We start from the raw sequence: 20,162 nt of genomic DNA, 5'->3' as shown, positions 1-20,162 counted from the left end.
TCGGAGGACCACTCGGCCCGGCATGACGGCAGCGCCCGCAGGGCGCGGGCGTGTCATACCTGACCGAAGGTCTCGCCCGCCCGTAAGCATCTACGGGCCCGGCCACCGGGAACCCGAGGGCTCCAGTGTGTCGACGACCGGTTTGCGGGGCTACTCCCCTTCGCAGCCATCAACACTACCCCACCCCGTCCGCCGGGGGTGCAGGTGTTCGAGTCGGTGGCCGCTGGGTAGAGTCCGGGTGATCATCAGCATCGCCCTACCGGAAGTGCCCGCATGAGCCGCCGCCCCCGCAAGGCCGCCCCCGCCGAGGGGCCGCCCCGGCCCACCGTCAGCGTCTGCCGGGGCTGCTGCTGCGGTACGCAGAAGATTCCCGGCGTCGATCACGCAGGCCAGCTGGCCCAGCTGCGGCAGTCCCTGGGGGGCGCCGCCACGGTGCGCGCGGTGGAGTGCCTGGACGCCTGTGAGCAGGGCAATGTCATCGTCGTCCAGCCCTCGTCCGAGGGCCGCAGGGCCGGGGGCCGCCCGGTCTGGCTGGGGCTGGTCAACGATCCGGACGCCGTGGCGGACATCTCGGCCTGGGCCGCGGCGGGCGGCCCCGGCCTCGTGGACGCCCCGGAGATCCTCGACCTCTACGTCTTCAAGCCCTCGCGCCGCGTTCAGGCCGAGCTGGATCACTGAGGACCGTCCCGGCCGTGCCGGCGGCGCCCGACGTCACACCGCGGGAGCGACAGGACCGAACGGCGACGGGGTGCGCCCCGTCCAGGTGTTGAGCTCCGCTCGCGCGGTCTGCTTGGTGACCCCGCCGTCCTGGACCGTGCCGCCGCGGGCCACGTAGAACCGTCCGTCGTCGAGCGAGACCAGCCCGTACTGGCCGTACTGCCCGGGGGCCGGCCAGCCGTACGTCCCGGTCGGCGCGTCGTGCAGACCCGCGCGGAGCAGCGGCAGCAGCAGTCCGCGCTCCGGCTCCCGCTGCCCGCGGACCACGCCCCGTACGGGCTTCTTCGAGCCGTCGAGCGCGAAGAGCGTGTAGTTGGGGAAGCCGGGCTTGGTGCCCTTGTACGCCGCCATCAGCCAGTTGCCGCTGTGCCCGTCGAACTCCAGATTCTGCACGCCGTACGTGGTGTTCCCGGTGTACGCGAAGTACTTGCCGTCGACCCGGGCGGGGCCGCTGGTGTGCGGAGCGGCCTCGGAGAGCGGACGCTCGTACTTCTTCCACCGGCCGATGTCGTACTGGAGCAGGACCTGGTGGTCGTTGTCCGCGCGCCCGGTGTTGGCGTACACGCCGTAGGCCACCGTCAGCCGTTGCTTCCCGTGCTTCCGGCCGAACTCGGGGCCGAACGCCACCCCGTCGATGCCGCTGCAGCCGTACCGGTGGTCGGGAGTGTTGCCGGTGTCCCCGTCGAAGACCCCGTCGCCGTTCATGTCGGCCGTGAAGTCCCGTACGACCTCCTTGAGATGGACGGTCGAGACGACGCCCGTGGACTGGGCGTCCATGCCCATGCGGGTGATGCGGTCGGCGTCGAGGATCGCGATGTAGAACGACTTCGCGGCCTTGTACTCCAGCGATCCGTAGACCCTGCCGTCCCGCGCGTTGAAGTCCAGATCGCCGAGGTGCCCGGTGAAGCCGGTGACCGAGCCCACCGGCCGGCCCCCGAGGTCGGTCTTGACCAGCAGATCGGTGAACGAGAAGTACATGAAGCCCTTGCGGCGGTCGATGGCCATGCCCTGGACATGCCCCGACCGCCAGGCGCCGCCGTCGACCGAGGACGGCAGCCGGGACGGCTCGGTGGGCGGCGACGGGAACGGGGACCGCGGCGAGGGCGCTTCGCGCACGGTGGCCGCCGCGGCCGTACCCGCTCCGCCGCCGGCCAGTGCTGTGCAGGCAACCGCCGTGCAGGCCAGTGCCGTTGCCGCCGTTCTGCGCAGTGTGCCGATACGTCCCATGAGTGTGCGCATGGCCCCTCCCCTGTCGTGGTGCTCGGATGATGCCGGGCGTGGATGCACGACGGACCAATGGCGCGTGAACGAGTAAGTCCGTCACATGCGGAGGCACTTCACGAGATTGGCATGGACATGGGGATCGATGCGAGGGCGCCTACAGTCGGAGAGCCCGTCAGGAACCGACCGGTACGCCGTCCTCCAGCTCCACCGCCCCGGCACCGGACGCCAGTACCTCCAGCGCCGCGCCCACCCGCCGCCGCAGGGGGCCCGGCAGATGGCCGTCCAGTTCGGCGGGCAGCGCCAGCTTCCAGGACAGGAGTTCCTCCTCCTGGAGCCGGATGGCCGCGAACTGCTCCTCGGAGAGCACTCCTCCGTCGTACAGATACGCGGCGATCGGCGGACGGGCCGCCCCGCGTGCCCAGTCGACGGCGAGCAGCCGGCCCGGCTCCAGGTCGAGTCCGATCTCCTCGGCCGTCTCCCGGCGGGCGGCCTGCCGGGGGCCCTCTCCGGTGTCCGACTCGACCGTTCCGCCGGGCAGCGCCCAGCCGTCACGGTAGTTGGGCTCGACGAGCAGGATCCGGCCCCGGTCGTCGCGGAACAGCGAGGCGGCGGCGGCCAGGACACGGGGGAGTCCGGCGATGTACGTGGCGTAGTCGGTGGAGGTCACCCCAGGCAGCGTAGCGGCAGCACCGGGTGCGCCCGTGGGCGCCCATGGGCAGATCAGGGGTCGTGCGGATAGGGTCGGGGCGGCGCGACTGCCTGTTCGAAAGCAAGGGATGCAAGGTGACGGACGGAGCAGAGATGGAGACCGCCCGCGTGCTCGTCGCGGCGGACAAGTTCAAGGGCTCGCTCACGGCCGTACAGGTCGCGGAGCGGGTGACGGCCGGGCTGCGGTCCGTCGTCCCCGGTGTGCGGGTCGAGACCCTGCCCGTCGCGGACGGTGGCGACGGCACGGTCGCGGCGGCGCTGGCCGCCGGATTCGAGCGCCGCGAGGCGCGGGTGACCGGACCCCTCGGGCAGCCGGTGACCGCGGCGTACGCGCTGCGCGGGTCCACCGCGGTGGTGGAGATGGCCGAGGCCTCGGGGCTCCAGCACCTCCCCGCAGGGGTGTTCGCCCCCCTCACCGCCACCACGTACGGCTCGGGCGAACTGCTGCGGGCCGCCCTGGACGCGGGCGCCCGGACCCTGGTCTTCGGGGTCGGCGGCAGCGCCACCACGGACGGCGGCGCGGGCATGCTCGCCGCACTCGGAGCCCGTTTCCTGGACGCCGACGGCACACCGGTCGGCCCCGGCGGCGGCGGCCTCGCCGGTCTGGCGGAGGCGGATCTCTCCGGGCTCGACCCGCGCCTCGCGGACGTCGACCTGATCCTGGCCAGCGATGTGGACAACCCGCTGACCGGGCCGAAGGGGGCCCCCGAGGTGTACGGGCGGCAGAAGGGGGCGTCCGAGGACGACATCGCGGTCCTGGACGCGGCCCTCGTCCACTACGCCTCGGTCCTGGGCCCCGGCCACGCGGCCCTGCCCGGCGCGGGCGCGGCCGGCGGCATCGGCTACGGGGCACTGGTCGCCCTCGGCGCCCGCTTCCGGCCCGGCATCGAGGTCATGCTGGACGTCCTCGGTTTCGCCCCGGCGCTCGCCCGCGCCACGCTGGTCATCACCGGCGAGGGTTCGCTGGACGAGCAGACGCTGCACGGCAAGGCTCCGGCGGGAGTCGCCGCCGCCGCCCGCGCCGCCGGGGTCGAGGTCGTCGCGGTCTGCGGCAGGCTCGCGCTGTCCCCGGAGGCGCTGGGCCGGGCGGGCATCCGGCGTGCCTACGCCCTCACCGAGCTGGAGCCCGACCCGGCCGTCAGCATGGCCCAGGCGGGGCCGCTGCTGGAGCGGGTCGCCGGTGCGATCGCCCGTGACTTCCTGAGCTGAGGCCGGGCGGGAGTCCGGAGCGCGAATGTCCGGACCTGTGAACCCCGGAGGCCGGAGGGGCCACAGGTCCGGGGGCGGGGGGCCGGCCCTTCGGGGCCGGGTTCTTCGGGCCCGGGGCCCGCTTCCGGGCTCCCGTCCACGCGAACCGCGCACCCACCCCCGTACCCCGACGGCTACGGCCGTGACGACGGCGGCAGCCGGAACGCGTCCAGGGCGAGCATGACCTCGGTCAGCTCGCGCGGCACCGACAACGAGCGCGCCGTCAGCCCCTCCAGCCGGCGCAGGCGGTTGAACACCGTGTTCCGGTGGCACCGCAGCCGCCTCGCCGCCCGGCTCACCGACCCGCCGCACTCCAGCCATGCCTCCAGCGTCTCCACCAGCAGCGTCCGCTCCGCGGGCGCCAGCGCGAGCAGCGGACCGAACACCTCGCTGACCAGCCTGGCCGACAGCTCGGGCCGGCTCACCACCAGCGCGGTCGACAGCCGCTCGTCCAGCCGGACGATCTCCCGCGCCCGCGGGGCACAGGTCAGCAGCGCGAACCCGGCCAGCCTGCGGGCCAGGCCGAGTTCGGCCAGACCGTCCACCACCGGACTGAGCCCGGCCGGACCCGCGCGGCGCTCCGCGAGCAGTGCGGCCGGCGCGGCGAGGCTCCCCTCGCCCAGGGCGACGACGGCGATCTCGCAGTCCGCCCGTGTCCGCCAGCACCAGCGCATGCCGTCCGTGTCCAGGGCCCACCGCACGGGGGCCGGCCGACCCACCGGGTCACCCCGGTCGGCGCCCAGCACCGCCACCGCGTAGCGCCCCCGTTCGGGCAGCCCGAGGCACTCCGCCGTACGCCGGACCAGACCCGGCACCGCTCGGCCGTCCAGGAGTACGTCGAGCAGCGCCCGGCCCCGCTCGTCCCTGCGCCGCTGCATCCTCTGTTCCCCTTCGCGCGCTCTGCGGCCGCTCATGAGCGGTGAGGATGCCACCGGCCGCGGCGGGCGCCGACGCGCGGCAACGCCCTCTGTGCGCGTGCACAACCGCGCCCTTCACTCGCTGGTCACCCGCATCGAGTCGGCCCCGCCCCGTGGACGCACGGTGCGCTGCGGTGCTGGTCTGTGGCACCACACGGCGCACACCCCCGCGACGCGGCACCCCGGCGACGCGGCAGGTGGCACGACGCGACACGTGGCACGTGACATGGCACGCCCCACCGCGCTCGTCCGACCGCGCTCGCCCCCACCGCGCCCGCTCCCGTGCATGCGCGGCACAGCGCACGCACCCCCACGACACGAACACCGGCACCAGCACCAGCACCAGAGCGAACACGAACGACCACACGAGCAACAACACCAACGGCAACACGAACACGAACACGACAAGGCGGAAGGAGGAGGACGCATGGCAACGCTAGAGATCCGCGCACTGTCCGTGGGCTACGGCCCGGTACGGGCCCTGCGCGACGTCTCCGTCGACGTGCCGGCCGGCGCGATCACCGCCGTACTCGGCGGCAACGGCGCCGGCAAGACCACGCTGCTGCGGGCCGTATCGCGGACCCTCGGCTTCCACCGCGGAACGGGCACGGGCACCATCCACTTCGACGGCAGGCCCCTGGAAGGGCTTCGGCCCGCCCAGGTGGTGGCCGCCGGAGTGGTCCAGGTGCCGGAGGGGCGACAGGTGTTCGCCCGGATGACGGTGGCCGACAATCTGCGGGCGGGCGCACTGGGGGCCCGCGGCGGGCGCAAGGACGTGACCGCCGCACTGGCCCGCGTACACGAGTTGTTTCCGGTGCTCGCCCAGCGCGCGCACCAGCGGGCCGGGCTGCTGTCCGGCGGCGAGCAGCAGATGCTCGCGATGGGCCGGGCGCTGATGGCGGGTCCCCGGCTGCTCCTGCTGGACGAGCCGTCCCTCGGCCTCGCGCCGCTGATGGCGGCCAGGATCGCCGAGACCATTCAGGAGATCAACGCGGCCGGCACCTCCGTCATGCTCGTCGAGCAGAACGCGGCCATCGCCCTGCGGCTCGCCTCCACCGCGTATGTCCTGGATGTCGGCGAGGTCGCCCTGTCCGGACCGGCCGACGAACTCGCCGCGTCCGACGAGGTACGCCGCCGCTATCTGGGCGTCGTGGACGAGACGGCCGCCGAGGACGCCGACCCGGCGGTCCGGTCGGCCCGCACCCTGAGCAGGTGGTCCGCGTGAAGAACGCCCCCGGCGCGCCGAACGCCAACAGGACCGCCAACGGGACCGCCAACGGGACCGCCAACGGGGCCCCTGCCACCGCACCCGCCCCCGCGGCCCTCGCCGTCCGCGACGTGACCGTGCGCTTCGCCGGGCTCACCGCCCTGGACGGCGTCTCGTTCACCGTGGAACCGGGCAGCGTGCACGCCGTGATCGGCCCGAACGGCGCGGGCAAGTCCACCTGCTTCAACGTGCTCTCCGGCGTCTACCGCGCCACCTCGGGCACCGTCCACCTCGGCACCACCGAGCTGACCGGCCTCTCGCCGCACAGGATCGCCGGACTCGGCGTCGCGCGCACCTTCCAGAACCTGGCCCTGCCGCCGCACGCCACGGTCGCCGACAGCCTGCTGCTCGGCCGGCACCGGCTCACCCGCTCCGGTTTCCTCGCCACCGGTCTGCGACTGCCGTCCGCCGCCCGCGAGGAGCGGCGCCATCTGGACCGGGTCCGGGAGATCGCCGAATTCATCGGGCTGGAAAAGGAGTTGGACCGTCCCGCCGGGGCCCTCCCCTACGGACAGCAGAAGCTCGTCGAGTTCGGCCGCGCCCTGTGCATGGAGCCGCAGGTCCTGCTGCTGGACGAACCCATCGCCGGGATGACCGCCGACGAACGACGCCGTACCGCGGCCGTTGTCGCGAACGTGCGCGACAGCCTCGGCATCTCGATCGTCCTGGTGGAACACGACATGGGGGTGGTGATGCGGCTCGCCGACGCGGTGACCGTACTCGACTTCGGACGCAGGATCGCCGGCGGAACGCCCGCCGAGGTCCAGAACGACCCGGCCGTCGTCCAGGCCTACTTGGGAGCACCGGAATGACCACGTTCATCGAACTCCTCCTCGGCGGGCTCTCGATCGGTTCGGTCTACGCGCTGATCGCGCTGGGCTTCGTCGTCATCTTCAAGGCGACCGAGGTCGTCAACTTCGCCCATGCGTCACTGCTGTTGGCGGGCGGCTATGTCACCGCGGTGCTCCACGACGACATCGGCTTCTGGCCGGCGCTCGGTGTCGGCATCGCGGGTGCCGCGGTCGTCGGCTCGGCGATCGAGTTCTTCGTGATGCGCCGCTACCGGGGCAGCGACCACAGTGTCCTGGCCATCGTCACCATCGGCGTCGACATCCTCCTCACCACCGAACTCACCCGCCGCATGGGCACGGACGTGCTGGCGCTCGGAGACCCGTGGGGCGACGAGGTCGTCACCGTCGGAGGTGTCACCCTCGCCCAGACCCGCATCGCCGCGTTCGTCGCGGCCGGACTGCTGATCACGGTGTTCCTGCTCGCCTTCCGCTACACCTCCTGGGGTGTGTCGATGCGGGCCGCGGCCGAGAACCCGCAGACCGCGGCCCTGATGGGGATCAAGCTCGGCCGGGTCTCGCTCGCCGCCTGGGCGGTCGCCGGAGCACTCGCCGCCGTCGCCGCGCTCTTCCTGACCGTGTTCCCGACCCCCGGCCTCGAACGGGCCACCTCGCTCGCCGCGCTCAAGGCGTTCCCCGCGGCCATCCTGGGCGGACTCGACTCCACGACGGGGGCACTCGCCGGCGGACTCATCGTCGGTGTCACCGAGTCGCTCGCCACCGGCTACCAGAGCGATCTCTCCTTCCTCGGCCGGGGCATCGGCGATCTGGCGCCCTATCTGGTGATGGTGATCGTGCTGCTCATCCGGCCCGCGGGACTCTTCGGCACGAAGGAGCTCGCCCGTGTCTGACGCCATCGCCGAACCCGCCGTGACCGGCGCCCTTCCCTCGGCGGGGAGCACCGCCGGGACCGGGGAGAGCTTCACCGACCGGCTGCGCCGCCCCCGTACGTACGTCCTGCTGATCGGCTCGGTCCTGCTGCTCGTCCTCCCGTTCTACCTGGACCGCTTCTGGCTCCAGGCCGGACTGTTCGCGATGGCCGCCGCGATCGGGGCCATCGGCATCAACCTGCTCACCGGAGCCACCGGCCAGCTCTCCATGGGCCACGCCTTCTTCCTCGCCGTGGGCGCGTACGGCTACTGCGTCCTGGCGGGCGGGAGCGGCACCGAGAACGGGCACGCGTTCAGCGGCCTGGGGCTTCCCACCTGGCTCGCGGCGATCCTCGCCGTGCTGCTGGCGGGGGCCGCGGGCGGGATCTTCAGCCCCATCGCGGGCCGGCTGCGCGGCGCGTACCTCGGTATCGCCACGCTCGCGCTGATCTTCATCGGCCAGCATGTGCTGTTCAACGCGGGCTCGCTCACCGGCGGCTTCAACGGCCGTGCCGTACCGCCGCTCTCGGTGTTCGGCCTCACCTTCGACGACAGCGAACTCGTCGTCGCCGCCGTGCCGTTCCAGTCCGCCGAGAAGCTCTGGTACGTCGCCCTGCTCGCGCTGCTCCTCAGCGGACTGTTCGCCCGCGGAGTGCTGCGCGGCCGGCCGGGCCGGGCGATGAACGCCATCCGGGACCACCGGATCGCCGCGGGCGTGATGGGCGTGCCGGTGGCCCGCTACCGGGCCGGGGTCTTCGTCCTGTCCTCGATGTACGCGGGCCTGGCGGGCGTCCTGCTCGCCCTGCTCTTCCAGCGGACCGTGCCCGAGTACTTCGGCATGATCCTCTCGCTCGAATACCTCGCCATGATCGTCATCGGCGGCCTCGGCAGCGTCGCCGGAGCGGTCGTCGGCGCGGCCTTCGTCTCCCTGCTCCCGCAGGTGCTCACTCACTACAGCGACTCCCTCCCGCTCGTCTCCGCGCCCGGTACGGGCGGGCTGGCACCGGGTGAGGCGTCCCGCTATCTGTACGGCGCCGCGGTGGTCGCGGTGGTCCTGTTCCTGCCCGGCGGCATCGCGCGTCCGAAGAATTCTGGGGAGAAGAAATGAAACTGAGAGCACTCACGGCCGTGGTCGCGGCCCTCACCGTCACCCTCGTGGGATGCAGTGGAAAGGCCACCGAGGGGGACGGCGGCGAGAAGGACAAGAGCGGGATGAAGACCGGAGAGGGAGTCACCTCCGAGAAGATCACCCTCGGCGCGCTGACCGATATGACCGGGGTGTACGCCTCGCTCGGCAAGAGCGTCACCCAGGCCCAGCAGCTGTGGGTGAAGCAGACCAACGCCGCGGGCGGAATCTGCGACCGGAAGATCGAACTGACCGTCCGTGACCACGGTTACGACCCGCAGAAGGCCATCGCCTCCTACACCGAACTGGAGCCGGAGGTACTGGGGTTCACCCAGTTCATCGGTTCCCCGTTCGTCGCCGCGGTGGAGCAGCGCATCGACGGCCAGGACAAGGGACTCGTCCTTCCGCAGGCCTGGTCGGCGAGCCTGCTCGGCTCCAGCTACGTGCGGGTCATCGGGGCCACGTACGACATCGAGACGATCAACCTGATCGACTACCTGCTGGCCGAGAAGCGCATCGCCAAGGGTGACAAGATCGGTCATGTCTACTTCGAGGGCGACTACGGCGAGAACGCCCTCGCCGGGTCGAAGCACGCGGCGAAGGAGCTGGGCCTCACCGTCGTCGAGCAGAAGATCAAGCCGACCGACAACGACATGACCGCCCAGGTCGCCGCACTCAAGCAGGCCGGGGTGAAGGCGGTCGTCGTGAGCGCCGGTCCGCGCCAGGCGGCCTCGCTCGTCGGCGTGGCCGCGGCCACCGGCTTCGATGTCCCGGTCGTCGGCAACAACTCGGCGTTCGCGCCGCAGCTGCTGAAGACCCAGGCGGGCCCGGCCCTGCTCAAGGACTACTACGTCGCCGCCTCCACCCTGCCGATCGGCGACCCGGGCACGGGCCCGGCCAAGCTCGCCAAGGAGTACGCGGCGCAGTACCCCAAGGACGGGCTCGACAACGGCGTCGTCGCCGGATACACGGCGGCGTCCCTCTACGGCGAGGCGCTGAAGAAGGCGTGCGAGTCCAAGGACCTCACGCGGGCGGGGGTGGACAAGGCGCTGCTCACGATCAAGGGGTACGGAGCGGAGTTCGGGATGTCGCACGACTTCTCGGACCCGGCGGCGCCGTCCACCCGGCAGAGCGTCATCATGAAGCCCGACGCGAAGACCCCCGGTGGCCTCAAGGTGATCCGCCCGGCCGCCGTGGCCGCGGCGGCCGAGTCCTTCACGATGAAGCCCTGATCCGTGAAGCCCTGAACCTGTGAGCTGTGATCCGTGGAGCACCGACCCGTGGAGCACTGACCCATGAAGCCCCGCCCGCCGAAGCCTTCCGCGGGTCCGGCGGGGCGGGGCGCCGGACACCCGAGCACACGCTGAACGCCCGAGCGGGCCCGGCCGATGTCGGGCCGGACCCGTTCGGGCGTTCTCGTGTCCACCGGTGCGACGCGTGCCCCGACGGTCACGGCCGTGCCGGTGTGCTCTCCTTCCCCGGGTGCGGGCCGGTGCCGGTACTGGGGGCGACGGCCGGGGACGCGGCCTCCTCGGACTCGCCGGCCTTCGAGGCGGCCCGGGTGCCCCGGGCGGCGGGGATGAGGGCGGTGGCCACAAGACCGAGCACCACGAAGCCCGCCGCGAGGTAACTGCCCAGCACGAGGCCCTCCGTCATCGCGGAGCGCGCCGCGTCGGCGACGGAGGCCGTCCGGGGCTGCGCCGACAGCGGGCCGATGGCGGCACCGGCGCTGTCCGTGACCGCGGCGGTGAGCCGGTCGGCGTCCGCCGGGGGCAGCCCGGCCGTGGCCAGCCGGTCATGCAGCCTGGAGCTCAGCGCGGAGAGGAACACCGTGGTCAGCACCGCGATGCCCAGGGCCGAGCCGAGCTGGCGGAAGGAACTCTGGATCCCCGAGCCCTGGCCGGCGCTGTGGTGCGGGACTTCGGCCAGTACGACATTGGTGACCTGGGCGGTCGCGAACCCGACGCCGATCCCGTACAGGAAGAGGACCAGCGCCACGGTCCACCAGGGGCTGTCCGTGGCCGCGATCAGCCCGAGTCCGGCCAGGCCCACGACCTCCAGCGCCAGACCGATCCGGACCTGGCCGAGCGCCGCGACCCTGGCGGCCATGCCGAAGCTCGCGCCGCTCGCGACGAAACTCCCCACCGCCACCGGAACCAGGGCGAGCCCCGCCTGCACGGCGCTGTAGCCGAGCGTGAACTGGAGCCACAGGGGGAGCACCGCGATGATGCCGAACTCGCCGAGGCCGATGATCAGGGTGGCGATGTTGCCGTTCCGGAACGAGGCGACGGAGAACAGCCGCACGTCCATCAGGGCCCGGGAGGGATCGCTGCTCCGGGTGAGGGCCGACTGACGGCGGACGAAGGCGAACAGGGACAGTGCGGCGATCACCAGCGCGACCAGCACCGGGGAAGGCCCGCCGCTCCAGGTGAGGCCGAGGACGTGCAGCGGCTCGACCGTGCCGAGCCAGCCGTAGGTACGCCCCTCGACGAGGCCGAACGCGAGCGATCCCAGACCGAGGACGGACAGGGCCGCGCCGATACCGTCGATGCGCCCCTCGGTACGGGGCGAGGGCGCCAGGTACAGCACGGCACCGACGACGATCAGCGCCGAGAGCGGCACATTGATGCCGAACGCCCAGCGCCAGGAGGCGTGTTCGGCCAGCCAGCCGCCGAGCAGCGGGCCCAGTGCGGAGGCGGCGCCGATGGTCGAGCCCCACACGGCGAACGCCTGGCCGCGCGCCTTGCCGGTGAAGGTCGCGTTCAGCAGGGAGAGCGAGGTCGGCAGGATCATCGCCGCGGCCACGCCCTGGAGGAAGCGGGCCAGGATGAGCAGGCCGCCCGAGGGGGCCAGCCCGGCCATCACGCTGGTCGCGCCGAACAGCACGACACCCGCGAGGAAGATCCTGCGGGCGCCGAGGATGTCGGCGAAGCGTCCGACGAGCAGGAGCAGCGCCGCGCAGACGATGGCGTACGACTCCTGGATCCACTGCGCCTGGGCCGAGTCGGCGTCGAGGTCCTCGATGACCGAGGGGACGATCACGTTGACGATCGTGGTGTCGACCACGATCAGTGCCACCCCCAGGGCGATGGCGATCAGGCCGAGCCAGCGCCGAGTGGCGGACGGGTCACGCATCTCATTACCTCCATGGTGAAGTATCTCGATGGTGAAGGTAAATTGGGGACGGGTAGGTTGTCAAAGTGATCCGACGGTGCGGATCACGGTGTGGGACGCGGTGCGGATCACGGTGTGACCGGCGGGGACCGCCGGTCATGGACACGAGGGAAGGGGGCGGGCTCCCATGGAGGAACCGCAGCTCGACGAGGTCGCGGTGCGGCGTGAGCAGTTGATGGACGGGCTCAGGGCCTACGGTGAGTGCTATCACCGGGTCAGCCGCCGCTTCGCCGTCTGGCTGGGCCTGCACTCCACCGACGCGGACGCCCTGCTGGAGATCGTCGCCGCCGAGGAGCGCGGCACCCCGCTGTCACCCGCGCGCCTCAGCGAACGCATCCTGCTGTCCTCCGGCGCCACCACCGCGCTCCTCAACCGCCTCGAAGGGGCCGGGCACATCGCCCGCAGCCGGGAACACACCGACCGGCGGATCGTCACCCTGCGCACCCGGCCGCACATCCTGGAGCGCGCCACCGAGTTCTTCGACCCGCTCGCCGAACGGCTGGACGGGGTGCTGGCCCAGTACGCGCCGGAGCAGCTGGAGGAGTTCAGGACCTTCCTGGCGCGGATGTCCGACGCGATGGACGATCACCTGGCCGAGCTGTAGCCGGGGTGGCCGGCCGGGGGAGCGCCGAGGGCGGCAGGGGCCGGCCGGAGGATGCGGTCGGACGGTGGGTCCCCGGTAACGCGTCGGTTTTTGGTCTGGACCAAAACGCGCCGGTGATGATTAGCTCCATGGCGACCGGGCCCGCGTCCGGCCCACCGGGCCGTCGCGCCGCTCACCCCTGCCGCACCCTTTCCGGAGCACCTCATGTCCCTGCCGCACACGCCCCCCTGGCGCACCGTCATCCTCTCGCCGCACTTCGACGACGCCGCGCTCTCCCTGGCCGGACTGCTGCCCGGACTGCCGGGCCCCACCGCCGTGGTCACCGTCCACGGCGGCGCTCCGGCCCCCGGCGTCCCGGCCTCCGACTGGGACGACCTCGGCGGCTTCTCCACCGGCGCGCAGGCCCATGCGGTCCGCCGGGCCGAGGACGCGCGGTCCTGCGCGCTGCTCGGCGTCGAGCAGGTGACCGTCGACCATCCCGACGGCCCGTACCTCGACGGCGACGACGGGCCCGGACCGACCGCTCTGGACGACCTCCTGAGGAGCCTCGCCCCCGGCACCCGGGTCCTCGCCCCGCTCGGCACCAACCAGCGCGACCACCGGGCCGTACGGCTGCGCGCCATGCGGGTCCTGGCCGAGGCGGGCGCCCCCGCCCCCTGGGTCTACGCCGACCTGCCGTACACCGGGCACCTGCCCGAGTGGGACACCGAGCAGGCGTGCGAGGCGCTGGCCGGGAGCGAGGCGTACGGCCTCGCGTACCAGGAGCTCCTGCGCGACCACGACGTCACCCTCCGCCACGAACTGCGGCTGACGGACGAACAGTGGGCGGCGAAGCGCGAGGCGGTCCTGTGCCACGCCTCGCAGCTCGCCGCACTCGTCCCCGGCCACGGCAGCTTCCTCGTCCGCAACGGGCCGCTGCGCACCGAACGGATATGGAGTCTGGAACCCCGCGATCCGGCCGGCCGGGCGGAGTAGGGCCCTGAGCGGACCACACACGTATGAGGGCCCGGATGCTGGGGAGCATCCGGGCCCTCATACGTGTCGCGCGTCGCGGCTACGGCAGCTGCGCCGCCCGTGCCTCGCGCCGGTTGTCGCGGAATGTGTTCACCCGGCGGGCCGTCGCGAAGAGCGGGATCACCGCGCCCAGCACGACCTGGAGTGCGCAGCCGGTCTGGAGGAGCAGCTGACCGCCGGGCGCGTCGAAGGCCCACGCGGCGAGCAGTCCCATCGCGGCCACGATCCAGCTCAGCATCGCCACCGCGAGGATGCCCCGCGGCTTGGGGTACTCGACCCGGCTCACCATCAGCCACGCCACACCGACGATCGCGAGCAGCGTCGGTACGAAGGGCAGCTCCAGAAGCACGATCGAGACGACCGTCAGCGCTCCGAAGGGGCTCGGCATGCCCTGGAACATGCCGTCCTTCATGGTCACGCAGGAGAACCTGGCCAGTCTGAGCACGACCGCCAGCAGCACCACGATCGCCGCCAGCGCCGATACCCGCTGGTGGGCGTCGTCCGCGACCATCCCGTACACGAGCACGAAGTAGGCCGGGGCGAGCCCGAAGCTGATCAGGTCCGACAGGTTGTCCAGCTCGGCGCCCATCGGGGAGGAGCGCAGCTTGCGCGCCACGAGCCCGTCGAAGAGGTCGAAGACCGCGGCCATGAGCATGAGGATCACCGCGGTGGCCGCCGAGTGACGGGCCATCCCCGACTCGTCGCTGCCCGTGAGGTGCGGGATGAGGATGCCCGTGGTGGTGAAGTACACCGCCATGAATCCACACGTGGCGTTACCGAGAGTGAGGGTGTCCGCTATCGACAGCCGCATGGAGAGCGGCATGTCCTCCGTGCCGTCGGGGTCGTTCTCCTCGGCGGCCTGCGGCACCCAGCCCGCCTGTGTATCAGGATCAATCACGGTCAATTCGAGTCACCCCCGCGGTGGTGGCCTGGCCTACCTCGACCGCGACATCGACACCTTCCGGAAGGTAGATGTCGACACGCGAGCCGAAGCGGATCAGGCCGATGCGCTCGCCCTGTTCCACCTTCGTACCCTGCGGGAGGTACGGCACGATGCGACGGGCGACCGCTCCCGCGATCTGCACCATCTCGATGTCGCCGAGCTCGGTGTCGAAGTGCCAGACAACGCGCTCGTTGTTCTCGCTCTCCTTGTTGAACGCCGGAACGAACCCGCCGGGGATGTGCTCGACCGACGTCACCGTGCCGGCCAGCGGCGCCCGGTTGACGTGGACATTCAGCGGGCTCATGAAGATCGCGACGCGGGTGCGCCCGTCCTTCCACGGCATGATGCTCTGCACCACACCGTCGGCCGGGGAGATGACCCGGCCCTCGGTGATCTCGCGCTCGGGGTCACGGAAGAACCAGAGCATGCCCGCCGCGAGCGCGGTGGTGGGCACGGCCACGGCTGCCCAGCGCCCGGACTTGCGTGCCCGGGAGAGGCTGAGTGCGGCGGTGGCGACGGTCGGCAGGAGCCACGGCGATGCTCCGCGTGCGATGCGGACCCCACCGCGTGGTGCGGAGGTATGGCTGTCGGGCATGAATGACCTTCGTAGCGGATGATGCCGCGCTGGCAACGGGGGACGGCGGCTTTCCGGCGATGCTATCGGTTGCGAGCCGCAACTGGGCAAGCCAGCAGCCGAGTCGGACGGCTTGAGCGCACCTGCCGAGGGTGACAGGGTGTGATCTTCTTCGCGGCTAAATCACCCCTAACGGGACATTCAGCCCTGAAGTCGGTACTCCTCCAGGAGGCGGCGACCAATGATCATTTTCTGGATTTCGGCGGTACCTTCACCGATCAGCAGCATCGGTGCCTCACGGTAGAGGCGCTCGATCTCGTACTCCTTGGAGAAGCCGTAGCCGCCGTGGATGCGGAAGGCGTCCTCGACGACTTCCTTGCAGTACTCGGAGGCGAGGTACTTCGCCATCCCTGCCTCCAGGTCGTTTCGTTCCCCGGAGTCCTTTTTGCGGGCCGCGTTTACCATCATTGCATGGGCGGCCTCGACCTTGGTGGCCATTTCGGCCAATTTGAACTGGATGGCCTGGTGCTGGGCGATGGGCTTTCCGAAGGTCTGGCGCTGCTGCGCGTACGAAACGCCCAGCTCGAATGCACGCTGCGCGACACCGCAACCACGCGCCGCCACATTTACCCGGCCGACCTCGACACCGTCCATCATTTGGTAAAATCCGCGGCCGGTGGTGCCCCCCAGTACACGATTGGCCGGAATGCGTAGCCCGTCCATGATGAGTTCGGTCGTGTCGACGCCCTTGTAGCCCATCTTGTCGATCTTCCCGGGGATGGTGAGGCCGGGCCGGACCTCTCCGAAGCCGGCCTCCTTCTCCACCAGGAAGGTCGTCATCGACTTGTGCGGAGCGGTGCCCTCGGGGTGGCCTTCGTCACTCCGGCACAGCACGGCCACCAGATTCGACGTGCCGCCGTTCGTCAGCCACATCTTCTGGCCGTTCAGGACGTACTCGTCGCCGTCCCTGACGCCCTTGGAGGTGATGGCGGAGACATCGGAGCCGAGCGCCGGCTCCGACATCGAGAACGCGCCGCGCACCTCTCCCAGTGCCATCCGCGGCAGGAACGTGTCCTTCTGCTCCTGTGTGCCGTGCTGCTTGAGCATGTACGCCACGATGAAGTGCGTGTTGATGATCCCCGACACGCTCATCCAGCCGCGGGCGATTTCCTCCACGCACAGCGCGTAGGTGAGAAGCGACTCGCCCAGACCCCCGTACTCCTCGGGAATCATCAGCCCGAAAAGACCGAGTTCCTTGAGTCCCTCGACGATCTCGGTGGGGTATTCGTCACGGTGCTCCAGCCGGGTCGCGACCGGAATGATCTCCTTGTCGACGAAATCCCGGACCGTGGAGAGGATTTCCCGCTGGATTTCGTTCAGGCCGGCGGTCTGGGCGAGTCGCGTCATGGCTGCTTCTCCTGTGGCTTCACGCGGTCAGTTGGAAGGCGTCGGGCGGCCGGGCTGTTCGCCGCCGCGCTCCTTGGTGTACGTCTCGGTGGGGACCATCACCTTGCGGCGGAACACGCAGACCACGGTGCCGTCCTGCTTGTAGCCCCTGGTCTCCACGTACACGATTCCGCGGTCGTTCCTGGACTTCGACGGGATCTTGTCCAGGACGGTGGTCTCGCCGTAGAGGGTGTCGCCGTGGAAGGTCGGCGCGATGTGCTTGAGCGATTCGACCTCCAGGTTGGCGATGGCCTTCCCGGAGACGTCCGGCACCGACATGCCGAGCAGCAGTGAATAGATGTAGTTGCCGACGACGACGTTCTTCCCGAAATCGGTCGTCGTCTCCGCGTAGTTGCTGTCCATGTGCAGCGGGTGGTGATTCATGGTCAGCAGGCAGAAGAGGTGGTCGTCGTATTCGGTGACGGTCTTTCCGGGCCAGTGCTTGTAGACAGCACCGACTTCGAATTCCTCGTATGTGCGTCCGAACTGCACGATCAGGCCTCCGGAACGTCGAACGTGGAGGTGCGCCGCATTCCGGCCGCACGGCCCTTGCCCGCGACGACCAGGGCCATCTTGCGGCTGGCCTCGTCGATCATCTCGTCGCCGAGCATCGCCGAGCCCTTCTTGCCGCCCTCCTCGGAGGTGTACCAGTCGTAGGCGTCCAGGATCAGCTCGGCGTGGTCGTAGTCCTCCTGGGAGGGTGAGAACACCTCGTTGGCCGCGTCGACCTGGCCGGGGTGCAGCACCCACTTGCCGTCGAAGCCGAGGGCGGCGGCACGGCCCGCGACCTCGCGGTAGGCGTCCACGTCGCGGATCTGGAGGAACGGCCCGTCGATCGCCTGGAGATCGTGGGTGCGGGCCGCCATCAGGATGCGCATCAGGATGTAGTGGTAGGCGTCCGCGCCGTAGCCCGGCGGCTGCTGGCCCACCACCAGGGTCTTCATGTTGATCGACGCCATGAAGTCGGCCGGGCCGAAGATCAGGGTCTCCAGGCGGGGCGAGGCGGCGGCGATGTCGTCGATGTTCACCAGGCCCTTGGCGTTCTCGATCTGCGCCTCGATGCCGATCCTGCCGGTCTCGAAGCCCATCGTCTTCTCGATCTGGGTCAGCAGCAGGTCCAGGGCGACGACCTGCTGGGCGTCCTGGACCTTCGGCAGCATGATGCAGTCGAGGTTCGGCCCGGCGCCCTCGACGACCGTGATGACGTCCCGGTAGGTCCAGTGCGTCGTCCAGTCGTTGACCCGCACGACCCGGGTCTTGCCCGTCCAGTCACCGTTGTTGAGCGCGTCGACGATGTGGTGGCGGGCGCCCTCCTTGGCGAGCGGCGCGCAGGCGTCCTCCAGGTCCAGGAAGACCTGGTCGGCCGGGAGGCCCTGGGCCTTCTCCAGGAAGCGCGGGTTCGAGCCGGGCACGGCGAGGCAGGAACGGCGCGGGCGCAGCCGGTTCACCGGCGTCGTGGGCGTGGTCATGCGGGGACCTCCAGAGGGTCGAGCTTGTTCGCTTTCCGGATCTCGTCGACGATACGGCCGATGATTTCCGTGATGCCGAAGTCCTTCGGGGTGAAGACGGCGGCGACGCCGGCTCCGATCAGGGCGGTGGCGTCGGCGGGGGGAATGATGCCGCCCGCGATCACCGGGATGTCGGCCGCGCCGGCCTCGCGCAGCCGGTGGAGCACGTCGGGCACCAGCTCGGCGTGCGAGCCGGACAGGATGGACAGGCCGACGCAGTGCACATCCTCGGCCAGGGCGGCGTCGACGATCTGCTCGGGGGTCAGCCTGATCCCCTGGTAGACCACTTCGAACCCGGCGTCACGGGCCCGTACGGCGATCTGCTCGGCGCCGTTGGAATGCCCGTCCAGGCCCGGCTTGCCGACCAGCAGCCGCAGCCGGCCCACCGCCAGGTCAGCCGCCGTGCGGGCGGCCTTCTCGCGGACCAGCGCGAGCGGGGTGCCGGCCTCGGCGGTGACGGCGACCGGGGCCGACGAGACGCCCGTGGGCGCCCGGAACTCGCCGAAGACGTCCCGCAGCGCCCAGGACCACTCGCCGGTGGTGACGCCCGCGCGGGCGCACTCCACGGTCGCTTCCATCATGTTCTCGGTGCCGGCGGCGGCCTTCTTCAGCGCCGCGAGCGCCTCGGTGGCGCGTGCCTCGTCACGGTTGTCGCGCCACTGGTGCAGGGCGGCGACGACCTTGGCCTCGTTCGCCGGGTCCACCGTCATGATCGCGCCGTCCTGGTCGGCGGTGAGCGGGTTGGGCTCCGTCGTCTCGTAGATGTTGACGCCGACGATCTTCTCCTCGCCGCCCTCGATCCGGGCCCGCCGCGCGGCGTGCGAGGAGACCAGCTCCGACTTGAGGTAGCCGGACTCCACGGCGGCCATCGCGCCGCCCATCCGCTCGATCCGGTCCATCTCCGCGAGCGACTCGGTGACCAGGGCGTCCACCTTGGCCTCGATGACATGCGAACCGGCGAAGATGTCCTCGTACTCCAGCAGGTCGCTCTCATGGGCGAGGACCTGCTGGATACGGAGCGACCACTGCTGGTCCCAGGGGCGGGGGAGCCCCAGTGCCTCGTTCCAGGCGGGCAGCTGCACCGCGCGGGCGCGGGCGTCCTTGGAGAGGGTGACGGCCAGCATCTCCAGGACGATGCGCTGGACGTTGTTCTCCGGCTGGGCCTCGGTCAGACCGAGGGAGTTGACCTGGACGCCGTAGCGGAAGCGGCGCTGCTTGGCATCGGTGATGCCGTACCGCTCCCGGGTGACGCGGTCCCAGATGCGGCCGAAGGCGCGCATCTTGCACATCTCCTCGATGAAGCGGACGCCCGCGTTCACGAAGAACGAGATACGCGCGACCACATCGCCGAACTTCTCCTCGGGCACCTGGCCGGAGTCGCGCACCGCGTCCAGCACCGCGACCGCGGTCGACATCGCGTACGCGATCTCCTGGACCGGGGTGGCCCCCGCCTCCTGGAGGTGGTAGCTGCAGATGTTGATCGGGTTCCACCTGGGGATGCGGCCGACCGTGTACGTGATCATGTCGGTGGTCAGCCGCAGCGAGGGGCCGGGCGGGAAGACGTGCGTCCCGCGCGAGAGGTACTCCTTCACGATGTCGTTCTGCGTGGTGCCCTGGAGCTTGTCCGGGTCCGCGCCCTGCTCCTCGGCGACCACCTGGTAGAGCGCCAGAAGCCACATCGCGGTCGCGTTGATGGTCATCGACGTGTTCATCCGTTCCAGGGGGATGTCCTGGAACAGCCGTCGCATGTCCCCGAGGTGCGAGACGGGCACGCCGACCCGGCCCACCTCGCCCCGGGCGAGGATGTGATCGGGGTCGTACCCGGTCTGCGTGGGCAGATCGAAGGCGACCGACAGGCCTGTCTGGCCCTTGGCGAGGTTGCGCCGGTACAGCTCGTTGGACGCCTCGGCGGTCGAGTGACCGGCGTAGGTCCGCATGAGCCAGGGCCGGTCCTTCTGGCGCTCAGTCATCCGGT

At 70.9% G+C, this 20,162-nt stretch carries 19 protein-coding genes; 9 read left to right on the top strand and 10 right to left on the bottom strand.

Annotation, left to right across the window (positions count from 1 at the left end):
• The first annotated feature begins 273 nt into the window (after nucleotides 1–273).
• Nucleotides 274–678, top strand: coding sequence for a (2Fe-2S) ferredoxin domain-containing protein (locus ABT170_RS16005; RefSeq protein WP_329946591.1), 405 nt, complete (start codon nucleotides 274–276; stop codon nucleotides 676–678).
• Nucleotides 679–711: 33 nt separating this feature from the next.
• Here the strand turns inward: ABT170_RS16005 and ABT170_RS16000 are convergent, their stop codons facing one another.
• Both ABT170_RS16000 and ABT170_RS15995 read right to left on the bottom strand, forming a co-directional pair.
• On the bottom strand, nucleotides 712–1,956 hold the full coding sequence (locus tag ABT170_RS16000; RefSeq protein WP_351867784.1) for a hypothetical protein: 1,245 nt from the start codon (nucleotides 1,954–1,956) through the stop codon (nucleotides 712–714).
• Nucleotides 1,957–2,113: 157 nt separating this feature from the next.
• Complete coding sequence (locus ABT170_RS15995; protein WP_329946593.1) at nucleotides 2,114–2,608, bottom strand: NUDIX domain-containing protein; 495 nt, start codon at nucleotides 2,606–2,608, stop codon at nucleotides 2,114–2,116.
• 134 nt (nucleotides 2,609–2,742) lie between these two features.
• Here ABT170_RS15995 and ABT170_RS15990 point away from each other — a divergent pair, with 134 nt between their 5' ends.
• Nucleotides 2,743–3,858 carry a glycerate kinase gene (locus ABT170_RS15990; RefSeq protein WP_329946783.1) on the top strand — a complete coding sequence of 372 codons (1,116 nt, stop codon included), beginning with the start codon at nucleotides 2,743–2,745 and terminating at the stop codon, nucleotides 3,856–3,858.
• 173 nt (nucleotides 3,859–4,031) lie between these two features.
• On the opposite strand, the gene ABT170_RS15985 is transcribed toward ABT170_RS15990, so the two are convergent.
• The gene (locus ABT170_RS15985; protein ID WP_329946594.1) at nucleotides 4,032–4,811 is read right to left on the bottom strand and encodes a PucR family transcriptional regulator; all 780 of its coding nucleotides are present in this window, start codon (nucleotides 4,809–4,811) and stop codon (nucleotides 4,032–4,034) included.
• 430 nt (nucleotides 4,812–5,241) lie between these two features.
• Between ABT170_RS15985 and ABT170_RS15980 the strand changes: the two genes are divergently transcribed.
• The 5 genes from ABT170_RS15980 (at nucleotide 5,242) to ABT170_RS15960 (ending at nucleotide 10,156) form a co-directional block, all read left to right on the top strand.
• A complete protein-coding gene (locus tag ABT170_RS15980) occupies nucleotides 5,242–6,039 on the top strand; it encodes an ABC transporter ATP-binding protein (RefSeq protein WP_329946595.1) in 798 nt (265 codons plus the stop codon).
• Nucleotides 6,040–6,152: 113 nt separating this feature from the next.
• Complete coding sequence (locus ABT170_RS15975) at nucleotides 6,153–6,893, top strand: ABC transporter ATP-binding protein (RefSeq protein ID WP_351867819.1); 741 nt, start codon at nucleotides 6,153–6,155, stop codon at nucleotides 6,891–6,893.
• The gene (locus tag ABT170_RS15970) at nucleotides 6,890–7,780 is read left to right on the top strand and encodes a branched-chain amino acid ABC transporter permease (RefSeq protein ID WP_329946596.1); all 891 of its coding nucleotides are present in this window, start codon (nucleotides 6,890–6,892) and stop codon (nucleotides 7,778–7,780) included. Before ABT170_RS15975 ends, ABT170_RS15970 begins: the two co-directional genes overlap by 4 nt.
• Complete coding sequence (locus ABT170_RS15965) at nucleotides 7,773–8,906, top strand: branched-chain amino acid ABC transporter permease (RefSeq protein ID WP_443034392.1); 1,134 nt, start codon at nucleotides 7,773–7,775, stop codon at nucleotides 8,904–8,906. Before ABT170_RS15970 ends, ABT170_RS15965 begins: the two co-directional genes overlap by 8 nt.
• Nucleotides 8,903–10,156, top strand: coding sequence for an ABC transporter substrate-binding protein (locus ABT170_RS15960; RefSeq protein ID WP_329946597.1), 1,254 nt, complete (start codon nucleotides 8,903–8,905; stop codon nucleotides 10,154–10,156). Before ABT170_RS15965 ends, ABT170_RS15960 begins: the two co-directional genes overlap by 4 nt.
• 217 nt (nucleotides 10,157–10,373) lie before the next feature.
• Here the strand turns inward: ABT170_RS15960 and ABT170_RS15955 are convergent, their stop codons facing one another.
• Nucleotides 10,374–12,059: a DHA2 family efflux MFS transporter permease subunit gene (locus ABT170_RS15955; protein WP_351867778.1), complete on the bottom strand. Its 1,686-nt coding sequence runs from the start codon at nucleotides 12,057–12,059 to the stop codon at nucleotides 10,374–10,376.
• A gap of 166 nt (nucleotides 12,060–12,225) precedes the next feature.
• Here ABT170_RS15955 and ABT170_RS15950 point away from each other — a divergent pair, with 166 nt between their 5' ends.
• Nucleotides 12,226–12,702 carry a MarR family winged helix-turn-helix transcriptional regulator gene (locus ABT170_RS15950; RefSeq protein WP_329946599.1) on the top strand — a complete coding sequence of 159 codons (477 nt, stop codon included), beginning with the start codon at nucleotides 12,226–12,228 and terminating at the stop codon, nucleotides 12,700–12,702.
• A 204-nt stretch (nucleotides 12,703–12,906) separates the two neighbouring features.
• Nucleotides 12,907–13,677, top strand: coding sequence for a PIG-L deacetylase family protein (locus tag ABT170_RS15945; RefSeq protein ID WP_329946600.1), 771 nt, complete (start codon nucleotides 12,907–12,909; stop codon nucleotides 13,675–13,677).
• 79 nt (nucleotides 13,678–13,756) lie between these two features.
• Here ABT170_RS15945 and pssA read toward each other — a convergent pair whose 3' ends face one another.
• From pssA to ABT170_RS15915, 6 genes are all read right to left on the bottom strand, one after another.
• Nucleotides 13,757–14,584, bottom strand: coding sequence for a CDP-diacylglycerol--serine O-phosphatidyltransferase (gene pssA, locus ABT170_RS15940; protein ID WP_329946786.1), 828 nt, complete (start codon nucleotides 14,582–14,584; stop codon nucleotides 13,757–13,759).
• Nucleotides 14,585–14,606: 22 nt separating this feature from the next.
• A complete protein-coding gene (locus tag ABT170_RS15935; RefSeq protein WP_266925455.1) occupies nucleotides 14,607–15,254 on the bottom strand; it encodes a phosphatidylserine decarboxylase in 648 nt (215 codons plus the stop codon).
• Nucleotides 15,255–15,434: 180 nt separating this feature from the next.
• Nucleotides 15,435–16,640, bottom strand: a complete 1,206-nt coding sequence (locus tag ABT170_RS15930) for an acyl-CoA dehydrogenase family protein (RefSeq protein ID WP_329946601.1) — start codon at nucleotides 16,638–16,640, stop codon at nucleotides 15,435–15,437.
• Nucleotides 16,641–16,667: 27 nt separating this feature from the next.
• Nucleotides 16,668–17,171, bottom strand: coding sequence for a MaoC family dehydratase (locus tag ABT170_RS15925; RefSeq protein WP_329946602.1), 504 nt, complete (start codon nucleotides 17,169–17,171; stop codon nucleotides 16,668–16,670).
• 2 nt (nucleotides 17,172–17,173) lie between these two features.
• On the bottom strand, nucleotides 17,174–18,148 hold the full coding sequence (locus tag ABT170_RS15920; RefSeq protein WP_329946603.1) for an HpcH/HpaI aldolase/citrate lyase family protein: 975 nt from the start codon (nucleotides 18,146–18,148) through the stop codon (nucleotides 17,174–17,176).
• Nucleotides 18,145–20,157: an ethylmalonyl-CoA mutase gene (locus ABT170_RS15915; protein WP_329946604.1), complete on the bottom strand. Its 2,013-nt coding sequence runs from the start codon at nucleotides 20,155–20,157 to the stop codon at nucleotides 18,145–18,147. Before ABT170_RS15915 ends, ABT170_RS15920 begins: the two co-directional genes overlap by 4 nt.
• Nucleotides 20,158–20,162: the final 5 nt, after the last annotated feature.

Source organism: Streptomyces sp. NPDC001787, assembly GCF_040297465.1.
Taxonomy (GTDB): Bacteria; Actinomycetota; Actinomycetes; order Streptomycetales; family Streptomycetaceae; genus Streptomyces.
The sequence above is the reverse complement of the archived record's forward strand: the minus strand, read 5'-3'. Positions and strand labels throughout refer to the sequence as shown.